Genomic DNA, 18,997 nt, shown 5'->3' on the forward strand with positions numbered 1-18,997 from the left:
GACATGACCTCGTTCGGCAAGATCCGTGTCGAGGGCCGCGATGCCTGCGCCTTCCTGCAGAGGCTTTGCGCCAACGACATCGACGTGGCGCCGGGCAAGATCGTCTACTCCCAGCTGCTCAACAAGCGCGGCGGCATCGAGAGCGACCTTACCGTCTCGCGGCTATCGGAAACGGCTTACTTCCTCGTCGTGCCGGGCGCCACGCTACAGCGTGATCTCGCCTGGTTGAAAAAACATCTCGCCGATGAATTCGTCGTCATCACCGATGTCACCGCGGCCGATGCCGTGCTCTGCCTGATGGGCCCGGATTCGAGGAAGCTGATTCAAAAGCTGAGCCCGAACGATTTCTCCAACGAAACCAATCCGTTCGGAACGTTTCAGGAGATAGAAATCGGCATGGGGCTGGCCCGCGCCCATCGGGTGACCTATGTCGGCGAACTGGGCTGGGAGCTTTATGTCTCGACCGACCAGGCCGCACACGTGTTCGAGGCGATCGAGGCGGCCGGCGCCGATGTCGGCCTGAAGCTTTGCGGCCTGCACACGCTGGATTCCTGCCGCATCGAAAAGGCCTTCCGGCATTTCGGCCACGACATCACCGACGAGGACAATGTGCTGGAGGCAGGCCTTGGATTCGCAGTGAAGACTGCCAAGGGCGATTTTCTTGGCCGCGATGCCGTGCTGAGGAAGAAGGAAACCGGATTGAACCGGCGGCTGGTGCAATTCCGCCTGAAAGACACGCAACCCTTGCTCTTCCACAACGAAGCGATCCTGCGCGACGGCAAGATTGTCGGCCCGGTCACCTCGGGCAATTACGGCCATCATCTCGGCGGCGCTATCGGCCTCGGCTACGTGCCGTGCCAGGGCGAGAGCGAGGCGGATGTGCTGTCGTCTTCCTATGAGATCGAGATCGCCGGCGAGCGCTTCGCCGCGGAAGCGTCGCTGAAGCCGATGTATGATCCGAAGGCGGAACGGGTGCGGATCTAGGGCGCCCTTCCCTTCTCCCCTTGTGGGAGAAGGTGGCCGAGCGAAGCTCGGTCGGATGAGGGGTGTTCCAGCTTGGCACCCCCGCACTCCGTCGAGCACCCCTCATCCGTCTCGGCGCTGCGCGCCGATCCACCTTCTCCCACAGGGGGAGAAGGAGATCTCCGCCAGCTCAAAACCGCTCCAGTTTCGCCCGCACTTTCGCAAGGAAAGCAGCCCGGCTCCGGGGTGTCGACGCATCCATCAGGTAGTGCGCCAGAAAGAATGTCCTGCAGCGGGTGGCGCAGAGCGCCCGCATGCCGCGCAGGATTGTCTTGCGTCCCGGCTGGCCGACGACGACGCTCCACCAGGTCGGTGCGCCGCAGGTCGTGATCACCCCGATCTTCGTCACATGCCTCACCAGCGAATGGATCCGTCCCTTGCCGGCCGGCAGTCGGAAGGCGACGTCGGTCGCCCACACCCGGTCGAGCCAGCCCTTCAGCATTGCCGGCAACCCGTACCACCATGTCGGATAGATGAAGAGGATTGCCTGGGCCCAGTTGAGATTTTCGAAATGCGGCTTGAGCGCCGGATCCTGCGGGGCGTGCTCGTTATAGAAGCGTCGCTCGTCGCAGCCCATGACCGGATCGAAATTTTCCGCATAGAGGTCGAGCAGCCGCACCTCCCAGCCTCTCGCCTTCAGCACCTCGATGGCACTATCCCGGATCGCGGCGCAAAAGCTTTCCGGAACCGGATGGCAATAAACCACCAGGACCCGCATCAGAAGGCATCCATGCTGGCGGCGACCTTCGCCGTAAATCCCTTCCGCGTTTCATCGGTCGACAGGTTCATCGAATAATGCGCGAGATACGACACCGAGGCGCCTGGCTTGACCGTCGCGCGCAACACACGCTTGACCAGCTTACGCGGCGGGTCGCCCATCAGCATGGCGTGGAGCCGGCTGCCACCATAGGTGGTGACCGCCGCCAGCTTGCGGATGTTGTGCAGCGACGGCTGCACCTTGCCATTGGCCAGCTTGAAGGAGACGCCGGGCAGGAAGACGCGGTCGAAAAAGCCTTTCAGGATCGCCGGATAGCCGTAGTTCCACACCGGAAACGACAGCACCAGCGCCTCTGCCCGCAGCAGGCGCTCGACATAGGGCGCTGCCGGATCACCGGCGCCGCGCTCGTCGTGATAACCGAGCCGCTCGGCCCGTGTCAGCCGCGGGTCGAAATCCTCGGTATAGAGATCGCAGTCGTCGACGGCGTGACCAGCGGCCGTCAGCCGCTCGACGATCGTCCGGTGCAGACCGGCGTTGAAGCTGGTTTCGACCGGGTGGGCATAGAGCACGAGGATTTTCACCGAAGACCTCGCAGGTCAGCGCGACAGCGCCACACGCTCGTCATCATTCACCCCGCCTTCTGCAACCCCTTGAACAGGAACGACTTGCCCGAGCGATAGTCATAGTCCGGGTTTTCCCAGGCGATCATCTTGCCGGGGTTGAGCAGCCCTTGCGGATCGGTTTCGCGCTTGAAGGCGAGCTGCACCTCGTCCGTCTGCTTCATGCCGCCCTCTTCCAGCGTGTAGCGGTGCGGATTGAAGACCCAGCAGCCATTGTCCTCGTGGATGCGGATGATCTCATCGAGCCGCTCGGCCGTGGTGAAGCGGACCAACGGCAGTCCGGCGACGCCGATCGCGCCGTCGAAGCGAATGAATTCGAGATGAACCGGCACCTCGTCGCCGAAGCGGTCGATCATCGCCTTGACGTAAGCGAGGTGATCCGGCGAGGGATAGCGGGTCTGCAGATAGGTAATATCAGGGTCGACCCTGATGGCGCGCAGCGTCGTGTGGTTCCAGGTCAGCTCATAGGCCGGCGGCAAGCCCTTGAGATCGGCCTCCTTGTCGGCGCGGAAGACGATCTCGCCCTTGCTGCGCGCCGTGAGGGCGACAAAGGCGTCCATCGCCTGCGGTACGATCATGCAGACGACGATGCTTTGCTCGCGCCTGAAAAACCGCTGGTGCCGCTTGAAATAGTCGTAAGGGATCGGCGCGGCGATCGGCGTGATCAGCTTCGCCAGGATGCCGTCCTGGATGGCGAGATCGTTGCCGAAGCCGGCCGCATCCATGAAATCGTCGAAGCCGACGATGACGTCGATCCAGTCATAAGCAGCGGTCAGCGGCATCTCGACCTCGGTGATGATGCCGTTGGTGCCGTAGGCATGCATCACCTTCAGCACCTCCTCCCCGGCAAGATCCATGATGCGAGGCTCCGCCTCCATGGTCACGGTCCTGAGCCGGATGACGTTGCCGAGGTCGCGCAGCCCGCCCCAGCGGATCGAGCCGATGCCGCCCGAGCCGCCGGCGACGAAGCCGCCGATCGAAGCGGTGTTATAGGTCGACGGCGACATCCGAAGCTCCTGGCCGGAATGGGCGCGCGTCGCCCTGTCGATGTCGGCGAGGACGGCACCGGGACCGGTCACGACGCGGCCGGGCGCGATCGCCTTGATTGCGTTCATCTCGGCGAGATTGAGCACTACGCCGCCGGACAAGGGCATCGCCTGACCGTAATTGCCGGTGCCGCTGCCGCGCGGCGTCACCGGAATGCCATGCCGGTGGCACGCGGCAAGCACGCGGATCACCTCGACTTCGGTCTTTGGCGTCACGATCAGGTCGCCGGTGACATGGTCGAGCTGTTGCTTCAGCACCGGGCTGTACCAGTAGAAATCGCGGCTCTTCTGCTGGATGATCGCCGGATGGTCGTCGATCTTCAGACCGTCGAGGTCGCGCTTCAGTGCCGAAATGTCCATCATTTCTCCATCAGATCGTCGAGTTCGGCATAGTCGGGCAATTGGCGCTCGATGGCGCGACCATCCCGCACCACGATGCGATCCGATTCGGGTCGCGACAGCAGTTCCGTCCAGTTCCGCCCCCTGAAGACGACGAAGTCGGCACCACCGCCGGCGGCAAGGGTGCCGAAACCGTCGAGCCGCATCACCCTGGCCGGCGTCGAAGTCACCACTTGCGGCCAGTCGCCGACCGGGTGATCGAAATGCAGGATACGCGTCGCCATGCGATAGACCTCCAGCACGTCGAGATCGCCATAGGCGTAGAACGGATCGCGGGTGTTGTCGGAGGCGACGGCGACGGGAATGCCGCGCGCTTTCATCTCGTGCAGCAGCGTCACGCCGCGCCAGCGCGGCGTGGTGTTGTCGCCGCGCCGGTCCTGCAGATAGAGATTGCACATCGGCAGCGACACCACGGCGAGCCCCGCCTTCGCCATCTTGTCCAGCGTGTCGAGCACGTCGAGATCGGGCTGGCGTGCCAGCGAGCAGCAGTGGCCGACGAGGATGTTTCCCTCAAACCCGTTCCACAGCGCCGCCTCGGCGATCTTCTTCAGCGAGATCGCCGAGATGTCGTCGGTCTCGTCGGCATGGAAATCGAGGTCGAGGCCATGCTTGATCGCCTGCGCGAAAACCCGATCGAGAAGCTCTTCCAGGTCCGGCAGCATATAGGTGACGACGCCAAGCACGCCGTTGGCCGCAGCGACGCGTTTGGCCAGGCTCTCGAACCATTTCTTGTCGCGTACGCCTTCGATGCCGAGCAGGCAGGCGGCCTGCAGCTCGATGCGGCCACGCCATTTCTCCCGTACCGTCTCGAACACCGGCCAGGAGATCTCCTCCTGCGGTGCGACGCTGTCGAGATGGGTGCGCAAAGCCCTGGTGCCGTGCGCGTAGGCGCAGCGCAGCGAAAAATCCATGCGGCGAGCGACGTCCTCGGGGCTCCAGCGGACAGCACGGTCGGCGCCGGTGGCGTTCAGCGCACCCATGAAGGTGCCGTCAGGATTGGGTTTTCGAGGCCAGATATGGCCTTTGTCGATATGGGTGTGGCAGTCGACGAAGCACGGCATGACGATACGGCCGCCGAGGTCGACGGCGCCTGCGGGTGTATTGGACCGGCGATTCGCGACGATGCTGGCAATCCTGCCGTCGGCGACGGCGATGTCGGCGAGTGCAAAGCCGTCGCTGTCATAGGCAGCGGCAAGGTCCGGCGTCAAAGATGAATGAAGCCGGACGTTGGAAAGTACGAATTGGCCGGTTTCGGGAATAATTTCTGAGGTCATCGCTGCCCCTCATCTGCCTGCCGGCATCTTCTCCCCGTGAACGGGGAGAAGGGGGCTGACGGCAGCCTTGACGCTCGTTCTGCGACGCTGGTGGTTGGCGAAACCGCCGATGGAAGCGCCCTTCTCCCCGTCTCTATACGGGGAGAAGTGCCCGGCAGGGCGATAAGGGGCAGCGCCAACGACGAAAAGGACGCCAGGCAGTTTTTGCCTTGAACACACAACATCATCATCGCTCCTGCTTCAGCGCACTCTCGTGCCAGCGTCGCAGGATCAGGTGCGAGATCAGCGACAGCACCAGGAAGATCAAAATGCCGGTGAACGAGATCAGGATCAGCGCCGCAAACAGCCGCGGTGCGTTGAGCCGGTAACCGGCCTCGATGATGCGCGAAGCCAGCCCCGACGACTGTCCCTGGGCCCCGGCGACGAACTCCGCCACCACCGCGCCGATCAGCGACAGGCCGCCGGCGATCTTCAGCCCGCCGAGGAAATACGGCATCGCCGCCGGCAGGCGCAGATAGCGCAATTGCTGCCAGCGGGTTGCGCCGTTGAGCTTGAACATGTCGCGCAGGTTGCGGTCGACGGAGTTGAGGCCGAGCGTCGTGTTGGACAGAATCGGGAAGAAGGCGACGATCCAGGCACACAGCAGAAGCTTCGTCGTCTGGTTGTCGACATAGATGTTGATCAGCGGGAAGATCGCGACGATCGGCGTCACCTGCAGCACGATCGCAAACGGGAAGAACGACATCTCGACCCATTTCGATTGCGTAAACAGCACCGCCAGCCCGACACCGCCGATGACGGCCAGAAGCAGGCTGAGAAAGGTGATCCTGAGCGTCACCAGCAGCGAGGAGAACAGCAGCCCGGCATCGTCGAACAGCGTTTGCAGCACCACAGCGGGGCGCGGCAGGATATATTTCGGGATGTCGTTCCAGACGCAGATGCGGTCCCACAGCCAGATCGCCAGGACCATGATCGCCAGCGGCAGCAGCCATCGGCCGATCCGCTCGAGCCGCTCCTGGCGCACGCGACGCGCCTCCTCTGGATCCAGGGTTACGGCAGTATGATCAATGGCCGTCATGATGCGGTCCGGCGGTTGAGTTGATGGCGCCGATCAGCACATCGGACGCCTGGCGGCAGAGCGCGGCATAGGCGGGCGAGGTGCGGAAGGCTTCGTTGCGCGGATAGGACGCATCGATGGCGAGTTCTTTGAAGACCCTGCCCGGCCGCGCCGCCATGACGACGACGCGGCTGGAGAGGAAAACGCTTTCGAAGACGCTGTGGGTGACGAAGACGACGGTAAAACGCTCGTCCTGCCACAGTTCCAGAAGATCGTTGTTGAGCTTGAAGCGGGTGATCTCGTCCAATGCCGCAAATGGCTCGTCCATCAAAAGCACGCGCGGCTTGGTCACCATGGCGCGGGCGATCGAGACGCGCATCTTCATGCCGCCGGACAATTCGCGCGGCACGGCTTTCTCGAAGCCGGTCAGATGAACCCGCGCCAGCATCTCCATCACGACAGGCGCAGCCTTGGCCCGCGACATGCCCTTCAGCCTGAGCGGCAGCCAGACATTGTCGAAGACGTCGGCCCACGGCAGCAGCGTCGGTTCCTGGAAGACGAAGCCGATGTCAGAGCGATCGGCAGCGCTGCTGCCGCGCCAGTCGAGCAGGCCGGAGGTCGGCGTTGCAAGACCGGCGATGAGGCGCAAGGCCGTTGACTTGCCACAGCCGGACGGGCCGAGAAGGCTGAGGAAGTCGCCTTCCCGGATCGTCAGGTCGACGTCGCTGAGCGCTGTCACGCCGTTGGAAAAGACTTTGCCGACGCCGCGCAGCGCCAGCAGCATCGGACCTTTGCCCGATGCGCTTGCCGGCGCTTGCGCCACTTTCTCCTGCATCATGCCCGGGTGCTATTTCTTCAGCTCGATCCCGACGCCCTTGTTGACGAAGGCCAGTGTGTAGGACTTTTTGATGTCGACGTCGGCCGGCACGACCTTGGCCTTGACCATCTTGTCGTAGAAGCTCTGGATGCGCGCGTCGGTCATCGCGCCGATGCCGAGTTTTTCCGTATCGCCGGAATCGACGATGCCGAATTTCTTCATCTGCTCGATCGAGAACGCGATCTGCTCGTCGCTGATGTCGGGGTTGTCCTTCTTGATCGCCGCGTTGGCGGCAGCGTTGTCGCCGTAGAGATAGTTGTACCAGCCCTTGGCCGAGCCATCGACGAAGCACTGAACCACCTCCGGCCGCTTGTCGATCGTCGCCTGCATGGTCTCGATCGTCGTCGCATAGGTGTCGAAGCCGTAGTCGGCGAGCAGGAACAGATTGGGCTGGAAGCCGCCTTCCTTGGCGACGGCATAGGGCTCCGAGGTCACGTAGCCTTGCTGGATCGACTTCGGATTGGCGATGAAAGGTGCGGGGTTGAAGGTGTAGGGCACGCGCTTGGCCGGATCGAAGCCGAATTCCGTTACCATCCATTGGAAGAAGCTCTGTGCACCTTCGTCAGCGATGATGTACTGGTCCGCGTTCTTCAAATCCTCCCACCTGTCGAGCCCCTGACCCGGATGGCTCATGATCACCTGCGGCTCTTTCTGGAACGAGGCGGCGACGACGCGCAGCGGAATCTCCTGCTGCACGGCGTCGAAGGCCTGCAGCATGTTGCCGCCCATGTAGAAGTCGATCTTGCCGGCAAGCAGCAGCGGCCGGCCGCTGACCTGAGGGCCACCTTGCATGATCGTTACGTCGAGCCCGCAAGCGGCATAGGTGCCATCAGCGACCGCCTGATAATAGCCGCCGTGCTCGGCCTGGGCGAGCCAGTTGGTGCCGAAGGTGATCTTCTCGTTTGCTGCCGCGCTTAGCGTGCTTGCGGCAAGCAGCACGATCGCGCCAGCCGAAATCTTGAGTTTTCCGTCCATCCACACCACCCTCAGTTGGCTCCGGCGCGCCGCGCGCCGGGCTCGACACCATCGGTTCGAGAAGCAAGACACATGCCATCGCCCGGACCGCCCGCCTGCGCAACGGTGGTGCGCGAAGGCCGGACGGATCATGCTGTACCGGAGGCATCGTGCCTATTTTTTGAACGCCTGTCCATAATCGCCCTGATAGCATGCACCGCATCTTGAAGGCTCGCCTAATCCGGCTTTACGCTGGCAGTCAGACCGGAGATTTTCATGTTCAAATTCCTGACGCCGAAGTCGATCAAGCCGCCCTTTGCCCGCTACAGCCATGGCGTCGAGGTGCCGCCCGGCAAGCGGCTGGTGCTGTGTTCTGGCCAGGTCGCCATCACTGTGGACGATCAGATCCCGGAGGATGCCGGCGCGCAGGCCGAACTCTGTTTTCAAAACATCGCGGCGATTCTCGGCGACGCCGGGCTTGGACTTTCCGACATCGTCCGCATCAACGCCTATGTCACCGACCGCGTCTTTCTGAAACCCTATATGAACGTTCGCGATCGCCTGTTCACCAGCCCGGCGCCGGCATCGACGCTAATGATAGTGTCCGGCTTCGCGCGGCCGGAATTCAAGGTCGAGATCGAGGTCGTCGCGGCAGGGTGAGGAGCCGGCTGGAATCGACAGACCGTTGATCTCCAGTTACACGACAAAGGCTGGTGCTGCCCCTCATCCGCCTGCCGGCACCTTCTCCGCGTATAATGACGGGGAGAAGGGAAGCGCTCCAACGCTGGCGCCCCCCTCTCCCCGTCTCTATACGGGGAGAGGGTACGGGTGAGGGGCAGCGCCAACGCCGCCAGTTTGCTCGAGGTTTCAAAATGACCGTTGCAACGAAACGCGTGTGGTGGGGCGACTATCGGACCGCAGAATACGCCACCATCGACCCGGAGGCGACAATCGCAGTTCTGCCGGTGGCGGCGATCGAACAGCACGGGCCGCATCTGCCGGTTTCGACTGACACCTCGATCATGAACGGCATGCTCGAAACGGTGATCGCGCGCCTGCCTGGCGATCTCGACATCCGCATCCTGCCGGTCCAGGCGGTGGGCAAGTCGAACGAGCACCTGCATGCGCCGGGAACCCTTACATTGCCGGCGGCGACCTTGATCGAGGCCTGGACCGAGCTTGGCCTGTCGGTCGCACGGGCCGGGTTAAGGAAGCTGATCGTCGTCAACTCGCATGGCGGCAACGAGGAGATCATGGGCATCATGACGCGAGAATTGCGCGTGCGGGCAAAGATGCTGGCGGTGAAGACGAGCTGGCAGCGCTTTGGCCGGCCGGCCGGCTTGTACACCGAGCTTGAGGATAGCCACGGCATCCATGGCGGCGATGTCGAGACCTCGCTGATGCTGCATTTCCGGCCGGATCTCGTCGACATGGCAAAGGCCGACAATTTCGTGTCCAACGTCGCCCGCGCCGAAAAGCAATTTTCGCTGCTGCGCCACACCGGAACGCACGCCTTCGCCTGGATCGCCACCGATCTCAACCCGAACGGCGTGGTCGGCGACGCCAGCATTGCAACGGCCGAAAAGGGCCGGCTGACCGCCAACCATCAAGCCGACGGTTTCATCAGCCTGTTGAAGGACGTGCGCAAGGCCAAGCTTGCAGATTGGCTGGCCTAGGAGGCTTTTCGCCAGCGCCGCGCCGCCCCTCACCTGCCTGCCGGCATCCTCTCCCCGTAACCGGGGCGAGGGGCGCCCTCATCAATGTTTTCGCCAATCGCCGGCATTGCAAAAAAGGCGCCAGCGCTGCGGCCAGCCCCTTCTCCCCGTCACTATACGGGGAGAAGATGCCGGCAGGCAGATGAGGGGCAGCGCCGACGTCGCCAATACCTGCAGCGATCAAAGCACGAGTAGGTTGCTTGGTGGCTTGATGGCTCAAACAACTGTCCTCAAGACTAGGAATCAGCCGTCGATCTTCAGCTCGAAAGGTGTGCCTTCGAAGGCCTCGGCGCCGCGCCCGATCGCCTGGATCGCACGGGTCATGCGGCCGTTGCGATCGAGCAGCGCGTCGGCGACCGCGATCAGCCGCGGGTTGGGTGTCGCCGTGGGCGACAGTGCACGCAGCGTCTCAGCCAACTCGACCTCGCAGCGCTGCGGCGCCAATGCCGCCGCGATGATGTAGGCCGAGGCCGTCGACCGGCTGATACCGGCATAGCAATGCACGACCAGCGGCCGCGCCCGATCCCATCGGCGCGCGAAATCGAGCAGGTTGCGGACATGCGCCTCGCCCGGCATGGTCATGCCCTCTTGAGCCACGGCAATGTCGTGCATGACCAGATGCAGATGGTTTTCCCGGGAGATCGAGGCCGGGCGCGTCACCTCGGTGCCGGCAGCCAGCAGGGAAAGCAGCCGCTCGGCCCCGGTCTTCCCGACGGTTTCCTCGACCTTCGACAGCGAACAGACATGGATCATTGTTCGACCTCCTCCCTGACCCCATCGTCATGCTGTTGCGCCCAATCTGCAAGAGCCGATTCGAGCCGCTGCCATTCCTCGTCCTCGCCGGGCAGCCCGGCGCGCAGCACATGCGGCCGGCCGGAGAAATGGCGGAGCAGGATGCCGCGCTCGCCAAGCGCCGAAAACAAACCGGCGGCGTCCGCCAGCCTGATATAGCGGAACAGCGTGGTGCCGCCGGCAACAGCAACGCCGAAGCGGCCGAACAGCGCATCGAGCCGTGCTGCATCCCTGGCCAGATGGCGCCGCATCTCGGCCTGCCAGCCGCTGTCGGCAAGCGCGCGGATGCCATATTCGAGCGCAGGACCGGCAACCGCCCACGGCCCGAACTGCGCCTCCAGCCGTTCGACCGTCAGCGCGTCGGCCAATGCAAAGCCGAGCCGCAGGCCGGCAAGGCCAAAAAACTTGCCGAAGGAGCGCAGCACGACGATGCCGCCATGCTCGACATCGCCGGCCAGGCTTTCGCCAAGCGGGCCGACATCCATGAACGCCTCGTCGACGACCAGCAACCCGCCTCTGGCGCGCAATCTTTCGGCAAGCGCAAGCAGTTTCTTGCGCTCGACGATGCGACCGTCCGGATTGTTGGGGTTGACGACGATGGCAAGGTCGGCTCCGGCCAGGGCATCGAAATCGTCGACCTCCATCGCCGCATGGCCGGCGATGGCCGCTGCCCGCTGATGCTCGGCATAGGTCGGCCCGAGCACCAGCGCCTTGCCGGGGCTGACCAGCGAAGCGACGCGCGGCAACAGGATCTGCGTGCCCGGCGCTGCCACCACATTGGCCGCCGATGGTGCGCCATAGGCGCTCGCCGCGACATCGGCCAGATCACGGACCCGCGCAGCTTCCGGCAATCTCGACAGGGTGGTGGCGGGCAGCTCGAAAAACGGATAGGAGTGCGGATTGATACCGGTCGAGAGGTCGACGAAGGGCTGCGGCGCATGCGGAAAAAGCGCCGTCGCCCGGCCAAGGCTTCCGCCGTGATCCACCACTGCCGCCGCTCTATCAAGAGACTTCATGTCGATCCTGATCGCTTTCCTGTCACTGCTTGTTGAATTCGCTGTCGGCTATCCCAGCTGGCTGCTCGGCGCGATCGGCCACCCCGTCACCTGGTTCGGCAGGCTGATATCCTTTCTCGACCGCAGGCTCAACCGCGATACTGATTCCGACGCCCTGCGTCGCCGGCGCGGTGTTCATGCGCTGCTGATCATCGTGCTGGTGCCGGCCACCATCGCTTTCGCTGTGGAAACCATGCTTGCGGGCATTCCAGCCGGATTGATCCTCACCGCGCTCCTGGCGACATCGCTGCTGTCGCAGAAGAGCCTGGCCGAGCATGTCGAGGCGGTGGCCGACGGGCTCGACAATGGCGGACTCGACATCGGTCGTGTTGCCGTCTCGCAGATCGTCGGCCGCGATCCGGAAAAGCTCGACAGAGCCGGTGTCTGCCGCGCGGCGATCGAAAGCCTGGCTGAGAATTTTTCCGACGGCGTCGTCGCGCCGGTCTTCTGGATCGGCGTCGGCGGGCTGGCCGGCGGCGTCGCCTACAAGGCCGCCAATACCGCCGATTCGATGATCGGCCACCGCACGCCGCGCCACGAGGCCTTCGGCAGGGCGGCGGCGCGGTTCGACGATCTGATCAACCTGCCGGCGTCGCGGCTGACCGCGCTGCTCATCGTGCTGGCCGCCTTCCTCGTCAAAGACGCCGATGCCGGCAACGCCTGGCGCACCGTGCGGCGCGACGCGAAAAAGCACCGCTCGCCCAATGCCGGCTGGCCTGAAGCAGCGATGGCCGGCGCGCTCGGCCTGGCGCTGGCCGGGCCGCGCTCCTACGACGGCGTCATGGTCGACGACGCGTTCATGGGCGAAGGCGGCCGCCGCGATGTCGAGAGCGTGGACATCAGACGAGCGCTAAGACTCTATCAGGTTGCCGACTTTCTGCTGATGGGACTGTTCGGCTTGCTGTCGGTGATCGTCATTATTGCGTGATGTCCAGACCCGCGCCGGTAGCGGCCTTCCCTTCTCCCCTTGTGGGAGAAGGTGGCCGCGAAGCGGCCGGATGAGGGGTGTTCCAGCTTGGTACCGACGGCGCTCCGTCCAGCACCCCTCAACCGTCTTGGCGCTACGCGCCAATCCACCTTCTCCCACAAGGGAAGAAGGAAGAAGAGGCGAACGAAACCTCAAAACTCTATGCCTTGCTGCGCTTTCACGCCGGCGGAAAAGTGATGCTTCGTAACTCCCATCTCGGTGACCAGATCGGCCGCCTCGACCAGCGCCGGCTTGGCGTTGCGGCCGGTGACGACGATATGCAGGTTTTCGCGCCGGCCCTTCAGCGCCGCCACCACCGTGTCGAGATCGAGATAGTCGTAGCGCAGCGCGATGTTCAACTCGTCGAGCACCAGAAGGCTGATCGATGGATCGGCCATCAGCTCGAGCACCTTGGCCCAGGCAGCCTCGGCGGCGGCGATGTCGCGCTTCAAATCCTGCGTTTCCCAGGTAAAACCCTCGCCCATCGTGTGCCAGACGACCCGGTCGCCGAAAGCGGCAAAGGCGTCCTTCTCGCCGGTATGCCATTTGCCCTTGATGAACTGGACGACGCCGACGCGCCTGCCGTAGCCGAGCATCCTCAGCGCCAGCCCGAAGGCGGCAGTGGTCTTGCCCTTGCCGGGCCCGGTGTTGACGATCAGCAGTCCCTTCTCGACCGTCTTGGCCGCGACCTCGGCGTCCTGCACCGCCTTGCGCTTGGCCATCTTGGCCCGGTGGCGTTGCTCGTCCCTGTCATCGATATCGGTCATATCACTTCACCTTGAGCGGCAGTCCCGCCACCATCAGCAGCACCGTGCCGGCGACGGCGGCGACCTGCTGGTTGAGCCGGCCGGCGGCATCGCGAAACCGGCGGGCAAGCGCATTGTCAGGCACGATGCCCTGGCCGACCTCGTTGGAAACCACGAACCACGGGCCGCGCGGCCGCGACAGCACATCCGCCAGCCCTCGGCATTCGGCCTCAATGTCGCGTTCGGCCAGCATATGGTTGGACAGCCACAGCGTCAGGCAGTCGATCAGGACAGGCCGGCCGTCAGGCAGCGCCCCGATCGCGCCGACGAGATCGAGCGGCGCATCGATCGTCGTCCAGCCGTCGCAACGCCGCGCCCGGTGCAGCGCGATGCGTTCGTGCATCTCGTCGTCATAGGCTTGCGCCGTGGCGATGTAGGTCCACGGCGCTGGACAGGCCGTCACCAGGCTTTCGGCATGCGCGCTCTTTCCCGAGCGTGCACCGCCGACGACCAGGGTCAGCTTGCTGCCTGGAGCAGCGCGATCAGGCAAGGCTATCGCGCAGGCCGGTTGCGGCGCCGGTCAAGCGGCCGCGCACCAAGCCGACGACAGCGCCGAGCACCAGCCAGAACACCAGATTGGTCAGCGTCACCGCCACCACGAACTGGTGGTGCAGGCCTTCCGGGATGGGCGATTCGAAACTGTCGGGCTGCGGCGCGCCGACAATATGCGGCGCCACGATCAACGCCACGGCAAGAATGGCCAGCGGCAGCGATTTGCGAAAGGCGAGCAGCCCGAGACCGGCCGCGGTCGCCACTACGGTTGCCGTCCACCAGATCTGGCGCTGGGCGAAATCGGCCGCCGGCATCGCCGGCAGTTCGGGCGGCAGGCCAAGGTTCGGGGCCAGCGTGAACACGGCAAAGCCGGCAAGGCCCCAGAACATACCCTGACGCCACTTGCCGATGCCGCCGGCGAACTCCGAAGCGGCGACCAGGATCAGCGCAAAGCCGATGCCGGTGACGACGTTGGCAACGACGTTGAAGGCGAAGCGCTCGAAGCCATCGGCCGGCGCCCAGCCTTCCTCTTCCGGGGTGGCTGCTTCAGCCGGAACGGCGCTGCTCATGGCATTGCTGCCTGCTGCGGCCGGCGCCAGACCATGGTCATGCGTGTGACCACCGCCGGCCTGTTCGTAGACTTCTGCCTTTAGAATGAGTGGCACCGTGGCGTAGGCCTGCATGCAGGCGAGAACGACGCCGGCCACAAGCCCTGCGATCGCCGCGATGAACACGACGTTGCGAAACAGTGTCATGGTGACAGCCCCTCGTCAGTGGCAGGGAAAGCCCATCGAATGGCGATAGTCGTGAGCGGCATTGTGGACCGCATCGATATGCGAGAAGCCGACAAAACCCATGACGAAAACGCCGAGAAATGCAGCAAGCGCCAACTGCACGAAGCGCGACTGCGAGGAGACGGAAGCGCCGAGCGAGACGGAAGCGGTATTCATGTCTTGTCCTTTCGCCCTCCACCCGAGGGCATAGAAGTCAGTTCTCCTGTCGCCGGCAGGTCTCCTGGCTCGCGGATCAGCGCCCTTCCCCACCTTCCCGAAGAAGCTCTTCCCGAAGAAAATCTTCAGTGGCATATGGAGAGGACTACCGCACACAGTTGCGGGGGCAGCCACGGCATTGGGCGATTTTGCCCTTACCGCATTCCCTCTTTGGTTCCAAAACGGAACCGACGACGGCTGCGACTATAGGCAGAATCGCCGCGCCCGGCAAACCAAATTCCGCCAGCTAGCAGCGCGAACGCGCCGTCAAGGTAATCGTTTCTCGTGGGCTCTTCCTTCTCCCCTTGTGGGAGAAGGTGGCCTCGGGAAGCGAGGTCGGATTAGGGGTGTTCCAGCTTGGCACCAACAGCGCTCCGGCCAGCACCCCTTCAACCGTCTTGGCGCTGCGCGCCAATCCACCTTCTCCCACAAGAAGGGGAGAAGGAAGAAGGGCGGCGCCTGTCTTCTTTTGTCCGGGGCAACCATGATAGTCGTCTTGCAGCACTGAATCAGAATTGCGAGACCATGACCATTCCTACGCCGGCCGTTCAGGACCGATCCAGGCGCATCATCGCTATCGACGTCGCCCGCGGCATCGCTTTGCTTGCCATGGCGAGCTACCATTTCACCTGGGATCTCGAATTCTTCGGCTACACCGATCCCGGCCTGACTGCCTTTGGCTGGTGGAAATTCTACGCGCGCTGCATCGCGTCGACCTTCCTGTTCCTGGTCGGCGTCAGCCTGTTCCTCGCCCATGGCAAGCAAATCCGCTGGAACGGCTTCTGGAAACGCTTCGCCATGGTCGGCGGGGCGGCGCTCGCCATATCGGCCGCCACTAGGCTTGCCACACCCGACAGTTTCATCTTCTTCGGCATCCTGCACGAGATCGCGCTCGCCAGCCTGCTCGGCCTGGCGTTTCTGCGGCTGCCGGCGCTGGTGACGCTGGTTGTCGCAGCTTTCGTCATCACCGCGCCGCTCTACCTCAGGTCCGAGATCTTCGATCATCCGGCCCTGTGGTGGGTCGGCCTGTCGGCAACCAACCCGCGCTCCAACGATTATGTCCCGCTGTTTCCATGGTTTGGCGCTGTGCTTGTCGGCATCGCAGCGGCAAAACTTGCCTTCGCCTCCGGCGTGCTGACGCGGCTGGCGGGCCTGGCGCCCGGCCGCTGGACTAATCCGCTGGTTTTTATCGGCCGGCACAGCCTCGCCTTCTATCTGATCCACCAGCCGGTGCTGATCGGCTCGCTCTGGCTGTTTTCGCAAGTCATGCCGGCAGCCGTCGAAACCAGGCCGGTCACTTTCCTCAAAGAGTGCCAGGCATCGTGCGAGCAATCGCGCGACACGGAGTTCTGCAGCAGCTATTGTGTCTGCATGCTCGATACGCTCGAGGGCGAGGCCACGCTGGATCGGCTCTACCGCAACGACCAGGCTGCGGAATGGAAGGCGCATCTCGGCGATCTCGCCGGCGCCTGCACTGCCAAGGCCAACGGCACTTTGATGGAGGGAGGAGCACAATGACCGACCATCAGCAGAAACCGGGCCAACAGAAACCGGGACAGCAGAAACCGGGGTTTATACCGTGGCCGCCGCTGATCTATGTCGCGGCCATCGCCGTCAGCATCGCGCTTGGCTTGCTTTATCCGCTGCCATGGATCGGCGGCCTTTTGGGCGACATCCTGTTCGCGGCCGGCTGGGTGGCATTGTTCGGCGTCGTCGCACTCTGGTTCACGGCGATCCGCATCATGATCCGGGCAAAGACGACGCTCCACCCGAACGCCGTGCCGGACCATCTGGTGACATCGGGCCCCTTCGCCGTCAGCCGCAATCCGATCTATCTGGCCAACACGCTGCTGATGATCGGCGTTGCCCTTATCTCGGGGAACGTGTGGTTCCTGCCGCTGGCGATCATCGCCGCCTTCGCAACGCAGAAAATGGCGATCGAGGGCGAGGAAAAAGTTCTGGCAACGAAATTCGGCAAGAAATACCGGGATTACGCAAAAAGGGTGCGCCGCTGGATTTGAGGCGGCAGCCGGAGCGGAGCGTACATTTGAGTAGGTGAGCACCGGAAGCGCAGAACAACGCTGGCTGGCCGCCAGAGTAGAATTATCAAAAAGGCCGATCAGGTGTTGACGCCGAGCTCCACCAGCCGCTCGACGCACGACTCCTCGGCCTGGTCGAGCTCGGCCAGGGTCTCTTCGAGATCGCGGCGCTTCTGGCGCAGATCCTCGCGCTTTTCCTCGATGCGCTTGATCATCAGATTGAGCTGACCGACCTCGCCGGGCGGCTCCTTGTACATCTGGATGATTTCGCGGATCTCGTTGATCGAAAAGCCGAGCCTCTTGCCGCGCATGATCTGGCGGATGAGATGCCGGTCCGACGGGCGAAACAGCCGCGTGCGGCCGCGCCGCACCGGCTGCACCAGCCCCTCGTCCTCGTAGAAGCGCAGCGTCCGCGTCGAAACATCGAATTCGCGGGTCAGTTCGGTTATCGAATAATATTCCCGCATCATCACTCCAAATGTCCGGCCGCGCTGCGAGTTCCAACCATGCGGCCTCGCTATCCGCACGCGTGTCAGAATCGGCCAGAGGCTGTTCCAAAATCTCGCATGGCATTTACGTAAAAGTCAATTGAGCGGGCGTCGCTCACACGCCGAACCACCATGTGGCGAGGCCGAGAAAGGCAAAGAAGCCGACGACGTCGGTGACCGTCGTGACGAAAACCGCCGAAGCCACGGCCGGGTCGATCTTGAACCGGTCGAGCAGCAGCGGGATCAGGATGCCGGCAAGTGCGGCCACGAACATGTTGATGATCATCGCCGCGGCGATGATGCCGCCCAGGTTGGGGTCGCGGAACCAGGCGGCGGCGACGATGCCGATCAGGATGGCGAAGATGATGCCGTTGATGAAGCCCACCCCCATCTCGCGGCGAATGATGCGGCCGGCATTGTAGATGTCGAGGTCCCTGGTCGCCAGCGCCCGCACCGTGACCGTCATGGTCTGCGAGCCGGCATTGCCGCCCATGCCCGCCACGATCGGCATCAGCACGGCCAGCGCCACGATGTGCTCGATCGTGCGGTCGAACAGGCCGATCACCGAGGCCGCCAGGAACGCCGTCAAAAGGTTGACGAGCAGCCACGGAACGCGCGAGCGCGAGGTCGAAAGGATGCTGTCCGACAATTCTTCGTCGCCGACACCGCCCATGCGCAGCAGATCCTCCTCGGCTTCCTGCTGGATGACGTCGACCACGTCGTCGATGGTCAGCACGCCGACCAGCCGCTCGTTCTCGTCGACGACGGCAGCGGAGAGAAGGTCGTATTGTTCGAATTCGCGCGCCGCCTCCTCCTGGTCCATCGTCGCCGGAATGGCGTGCCTGGTCTCATGCATGACCTCTTCGACCTTGATCGAGCGCTTGGTGCGCAGGATCTGGTCGAGGTCGATGGCGCCGAGCAGCTTGAAGCTCGGATCGATGACGAAAATCTGGCTGAAGCGGTCGGGAAGGTTGTTGTCCTCGCGCATGTAGTCGATGGTCTGGCCGATCGTCCAGAATGGCGGCACCGCGACGAACTCGGTCTGCATGCGGCGACCGGCAGTCTCTTCGGGATAGTCGAGCGAGCGGCGCAGCCTGATCCGCTCGGTGAACGGCAGTTGCGACAGGATCTCGTCCTGGTCTTCCTTTTCGAGATCCTCGAGAATGTAGACCGCGTCGTCGGAATCGAGGTCCTGGACCCCCTGGGCAATCTGGGCGTTGGGCAGGCTGTCGACGATGTCGCGGCGGATAGCCTCGTCGACCTCGGTCAGCGCGGAAAAATCGAAATCGGCGCCCAACAATTCGACCAGCGCGCGGCGCTGTTCTGGATGAAGCGCCTCGATCAGGTCGCCGAGTTCCGATTGGTGCAGGTCGTCGACTTCACGCTTTAGCGTCAGCGTGTCGCGATCGGCGATCGCGGCACCGATCTGGGCAAGGAACGACGATAGAATGGCGCCGTCCTCGCCATAGATGTCGGCGCTGTCGTCAGCGGTCCTGGCGCCGGTCGTCTGTTCGTCCTGGCCTTCCACAAGCGCCTCCCGCCATTCAGAATTCCGGAAAAGCTGCGTGTCAGGTCTAGCGCATGACTATGAAAATCGGAATCGATTTCCAGAAAGGATCATGAGCAGCGTCAAATTGCTACAGCGTCTGTCAGATTTCGAAGTCGATGTCAGCCGGCGCAATCATC

The 18,997-nt window shown here is 63.5% G+C and carries 21 protein-coding genes and 1 riboswitch; of the genes, 6 read left to right on the top strand and 15 right to left on the bottom strand.

Translation table 11 applies throughout. From position 1 onward, the window contains the following. On the top strand, window positions 1-984 hold a 984-nt coding region (locus AC0L2K_RS08740), incomplete at its 5' end, for an aminomethyl transferase family protein (protein ID WP_473531139.1). A gap of 169 nt (window positions 985-1,153) precedes the next feature. Here AC0L2K_RS08740 and AC0L2K_RS08745 read toward each other — a convergent pair. From AC0L2K_RS08745 to AC0L2K_RS08775, 7 genes are all read right to left on the bottom strand, one after another. Beyond that, window positions 1,154-1,741, bottom strand: a complete 588-nt coding sequence (locus AC0L2K_RS08745; RefSeq protein WP_023798898.1) for an NAD(P)H-dependent oxidoreductase — start codon at window positions 1,739-1,741, stop codon at window positions 1,154-1,156. After that, a complete protein-coding gene (locus AC0L2K_RS08750; protein WP_128173865.1) occupies window positions 1,741-2,322 on the bottom strand; it encodes an NAD(P)H-dependent oxidoreductase in 582 nt (193 codons plus the stop codon). Before AC0L2K_RS08750 ends, AC0L2K_RS08745 begins: the two co-directional genes overlap by 1 nt. Window positions 2,323-2,369: 47 nt before the next feature. Then, the gene (locus AC0L2K_RS08755; protein ID WP_473478088.1) at window positions 2,370-3,770 is read right to left on the bottom strand and encodes an FAD-binding oxidoreductase; all 1,401 of its coding nucleotides are present in this window, start codon (window positions 3,768-3,770) and stop codon (window positions 2,370-2,372) included. Then, window positions 3,767-5,080, bottom strand: coding sequence for a cytosine deaminase (locus AC0L2K_RS08760; RefSeq protein ID WP_473531140.1), 1,314 nt, complete (start codon window positions 5,078-5,080; stop codon window positions 3,767-3,769). Before AC0L2K_RS08760 ends, AC0L2K_RS08755 begins: the two co-directional genes overlap by 4 nt. Window positions 5,081-5,306: 226 nt before the next feature. After that, entirely contained in the window at window positions 5,307-6,158 is an 852-nt protein-coding gene (locus AC0L2K_RS08765; protein WP_023798894.1) for an ABC transporter permease, read from the bottom strand. After that, window positions 6,145-6,975: an ABC transporter ATP-binding protein gene (locus AC0L2K_RS08770; RefSeq protein WP_128166950.1), complete on the bottom strand. Its 831-nt coding sequence runs from the start codon at window positions 6,973-6,975 to the stop codon at window positions 6,145-6,147. Before AC0L2K_RS08770 ends, AC0L2K_RS08765 begins: the two co-directional genes overlap by 14 nt. A gap of 9 nt (window positions 6,976-6,984) precedes the next feature. Then, window positions 6,985-7,989: an ABC transporter substrate-binding protein gene (locus AC0L2K_RS08775; RefSeq protein ID WP_473531141.1), complete on the bottom strand. Its 1,005-nt coding sequence runs from the start codon at window positions 7,987-7,989 to the stop codon at window positions 6,985-6,987. 255 nt (window positions 7,990-8,244) lie between these two features. On the opposite strand from AC0L2K_RS08775, the gene AC0L2K_RS08780 reads away from it, so the two are divergent. Next, a complete protein-coding gene (locus AC0L2K_RS08780) occupies window positions 8,245-8,628 on the top strand; it encodes a RidA family protein (RefSeq protein ID WP_023798891.1) in 384 nt (127 codons plus the stop codon). Between the two features lie 212 nt (window positions 8,629-8,840). Continuing rightward, complete coding sequence (locus AC0L2K_RS08785) at window positions 8,841-9,644, top strand: creatininase family protein (protein WP_473531142.1); 804 nt, start codon at window positions 8,841-8,843, stop codon at window positions 9,642-9,644. A gap of 282 nt (window positions 9,645-9,926) precedes the next feature. Here the strand turns inward: AC0L2K_RS08785 and AC0L2K_RS08790 are convergent, their stop codons facing one another. Then, window positions 9,927-10,436, bottom strand: a complete 510-nt coding sequence (locus tag AC0L2K_RS08790; protein WP_473531143.1) for a tyrosine phosphatase family protein — start codon at window positions 10,434-10,436, stop codon at window positions 9,927-9,929. Next, a complete protein-coding gene (gene cobD, locus AC0L2K_RS08795) occupies window positions 10,433-11,491 on the bottom strand; it encodes a threonine-phosphate decarboxylase CobD (RefSeq protein WP_473531144.1) in 1,059 nt (352 codons plus the stop codon). The genes AC0L2K_RS08790 and cobD overlap by 4 nt, the downstream gene beginning before the upstream one ends. Here cobD and cbiB point away from each other — a divergent pair. Continuing rightward, on the top strand, window positions 11,490-12,458 hold the full coding sequence (cbiB, locus tag AC0L2K_RS08800; protein WP_473531145.1) for an adenosylcobinamide-phosphate synthase CbiB: 969 nt from the start codon (window positions 11,490-11,492) through the stop codon (window positions 12,456-12,458). The two genes, cobD and cbiB, sit on opposite strands and share 2 nt — an antisense overlap. Before the next feature lie 191 nt (window positions 12,459-12,649). Here cbiB and cobO read toward each other — a convergent pair whose 3' ends face one another. Genes cobO through AC0L2K_RS08820 form a run of 4 tightly spaced genes read right to left on the bottom strand, consistent with a single transcriptional unit; the run spans window position 12,650 to window position 14,745 of the window. Next, on the bottom strand, window positions 12,650-13,264 hold the full coding sequence (gene cobO, locus AC0L2K_RS08805; RefSeq protein WP_023798885.1) for a cob(I)yrinic acid a,c-diamide adenosyltransferase: 615 nt from the start codon (window positions 13,262-13,264) through the stop codon (window positions 12,650-12,652). A gap of 1 nt (window position 13,265) precedes the next feature. After that, window positions 13,266-13,763 (bottom strand): bifunctional adenosylcobinamide kinase/adenosylcobinamide-phosphate guanylyltransferase, encoded by a 498-nt coding sequence (gene cobU / locus AC0L2K_RS08810; protein WP_156942580.1) that lies wholly within the window; start codon window positions 13,761-13,763, stop codon window positions 13,266-13,268. Between the two features lie 22 nt (window positions 13,764-13,785). Beyond that, complete coding sequence (locus AC0L2K_RS08815) at window positions 13,786-14,550, bottom strand: CbtA family protein (protein WP_473531146.1); 765 nt, start codon at window positions 14,548-14,550, stop codon at window positions 13,786-13,788. A 15-nt stretch (window positions 14,551-14,565) separates the two neighbouring features. Beyond that, window positions 14,566-14,745, bottom strand: a complete 180-nt coding sequence (locus tag AC0L2K_RS08820) for a CbtB domain-containing protein (protein WP_023798882.1) — start codon at window positions 14,743-14,745, stop codon at window positions 14,566-14,568. 37 nt (window positions 14,746-14,782) lie between these two features. Next, window positions 14,783-14,992: riboswitch (cobalamin riboswitch) on the bottom strand. Between the two features lie 317 nt (window positions 14,993-15,309). Between AC0L2K_RS08820 and AC0L2K_RS08825 the strand changes: the two genes are divergently transcribed. Together AC0L2K_RS08825 and AC0L2K_RS08830 are read left to right on the top strand one after the other, a co-directional pair. Continuing rightward, window positions 15,310-16,302 carry a heparan-alpha-glucosaminide N-acetyltransferase gene (locus AC0L2K_RS08825; RefSeq protein WP_473531147.1) on the top strand — a complete coding sequence of 331 codons (993 nt, stop codon included), beginning with the start codon at window positions 15,310-15,312 and terminating at the stop codon, window positions 16,300-16,302. After that, window positions 16,299-16,805 (top strand): methyltransferase family protein, encoded by a 507-nt coding sequence (locus AC0L2K_RS08830; protein WP_051407790.1) that lies wholly within the window; start codon window positions 16,299-16,301, stop codon window positions 16,803-16,805. The genes AC0L2K_RS08825 and AC0L2K_RS08830 overlap by 4 nt, the downstream gene beginning before the upstream one ends. A gap of 98 nt (window positions 16,806-16,903) precedes the next feature. Here the strand turns inward: AC0L2K_RS08830 and AC0L2K_RS08835 are convergent, their stop codons facing one another. Further along, the gene (locus AC0L2K_RS08835) at window positions 16,904-17,290 is read right to left on the bottom strand and encodes a MerR family transcriptional regulator (protein ID WP_023685221.1); all 387 of its coding nucleotides are present in this window, start codon (window positions 17,288-17,290) and stop codon (window positions 16,904-16,906) included. Between the two features lie 136 nt (window positions 17,291-17,426). Then, the gene (gene mgtE / locus AC0L2K_RS08840; protein ID WP_473531148.1) at window positions 17,427-18,839 is read right to left on the bottom strand and encodes a magnesium transporter; all 1,413 of its coding nucleotides are present in this window, start codon (window positions 18,837-18,839) and stop codon (window positions 17,427-17,429) included. Window positions 18,840-18,997 lie beyond the last annotated feature (158 nt).

This window comes from Mesorhizobium sp. WSM4817 (assembly GCF_055811135.1).

Bases quoted from the DNA above. Each gene is read 5' to 3' on its own strand.
- cobO (WP_023798885.1), bottom strand. From the start codon at position 13,264: ATGACCGATATCGATGACAGGGACGAGCAACGCCACCGGGCCAAGATG.
- cbiB (WP_473531145.1), top strand. From the start codon at position 11,490: ATGTCGATCCTGATCGCTTTCCTGTCACTGCTTGTTGAATTCGCTGTC.
- AC0L2K_RS08765 (WP_023798894.1), bottom strand. From the start codon at position 6,158: ATGACGGCCATTGATCATACTGCCGTAACCCTGGATCCAGAGGAGGCG.
- AC0L2K_RS08790 (WP_473531143.1), bottom strand. From the start codon at position 10,436: ATGATCCATGTCTGTTCGCTGTCGAAGGTCGAGGAAACCGTCGGGAAG.
- AC0L2K_RS08835 (WP_023685221.1), bottom strand. From the start codon at position 17,290: ATGCGGGAATATTATTCGATAACCGAACTGACCCGCGAATTCGATGTT.
- AC0L2K_RS08815 (WP_473531146.1), bottom strand. From the start codon at position 14,550: ATGACACTGTTTCGCAACGTCGTGTTCATCGCGGCGATCGCAGGGCTT.
- AC0L2K_RS08745 (WP_023798898.1), bottom strand. From the start codon at position 1,741: ATGCGGGTCCTGGTGGTTTATTGCCATCCGGTTCCGGAAAGCTTTTGC.
- AC0L2K_RS08820 (WP_023798882.1), bottom strand. From the start codon at position 14,745: ATGAATACCGCTTCCGTCTCGCTCGGCGCTTCCGTCTCCTCGCAGTCG.
- AC0L2K_RS08785 (WP_473531142.1), top strand. From the start codon at position 8,841: ATGACCGTTGCAACGAAACGCGTGTGGTGGGGCGACTATCGGACCGCA.
- AC0L2K_RS08755 (WP_473478088.1), bottom strand. From the start codon at position 3,770: ATGATGGACATTTCGGCACTGAAGCGCGACCTCGACGGTCTGAAGATC.
- AC0L2K_RS08775 (WP_473531141.1), bottom strand. From the start codon at position 7,989: ATGGACGGAAAACTCAAGATTTCGGCTGGCGCGATCGTGCTGCTTGCC.
- AC0L2K_RS08830 (WP_051407790.1), top strand. From the start codon at position 16,299: ATGACCGACCATCAGCAGAAACCGGGCCAACAGAAACCGGGACAGCAG.
- AC0L2K_RS08825 (WP_473531147.1), top strand. From the start codon at position 15,310: ATGACCATTCCTACGCCGGCCGTTCAGGACCGATCCAGGCGCATCATC.
- AC0L2K_RS08780 (WP_023798891.1), top strand. From the start codon at position 8,245: ATGTTCAAATTCCTGACGCCGAAGTCGATCAAGCCGCCCTTTGCCCGC.
- cobD (WP_473531144.1), bottom strand. From the start codon at position 11,491: ATGAAGTCTCTTGATAGAGCGGCGGCAGTGGTGGATCACGGCGGAAGC.
- AC0L2K_RS08770 (WP_128166950.1), bottom strand. From the start codon at position 6,975: ATGATGCAGGAGAAAGTGGCGCAAGCGCCGGCAAGCGCATCGGGCAAA.
- AC0L2K_RS08760 (WP_473531140.1), bottom strand. From the start codon at position 5,080: ATGACCTCAGAAATTATTCCCGAAACCGGCCAATTCGTACTTTCCAAC.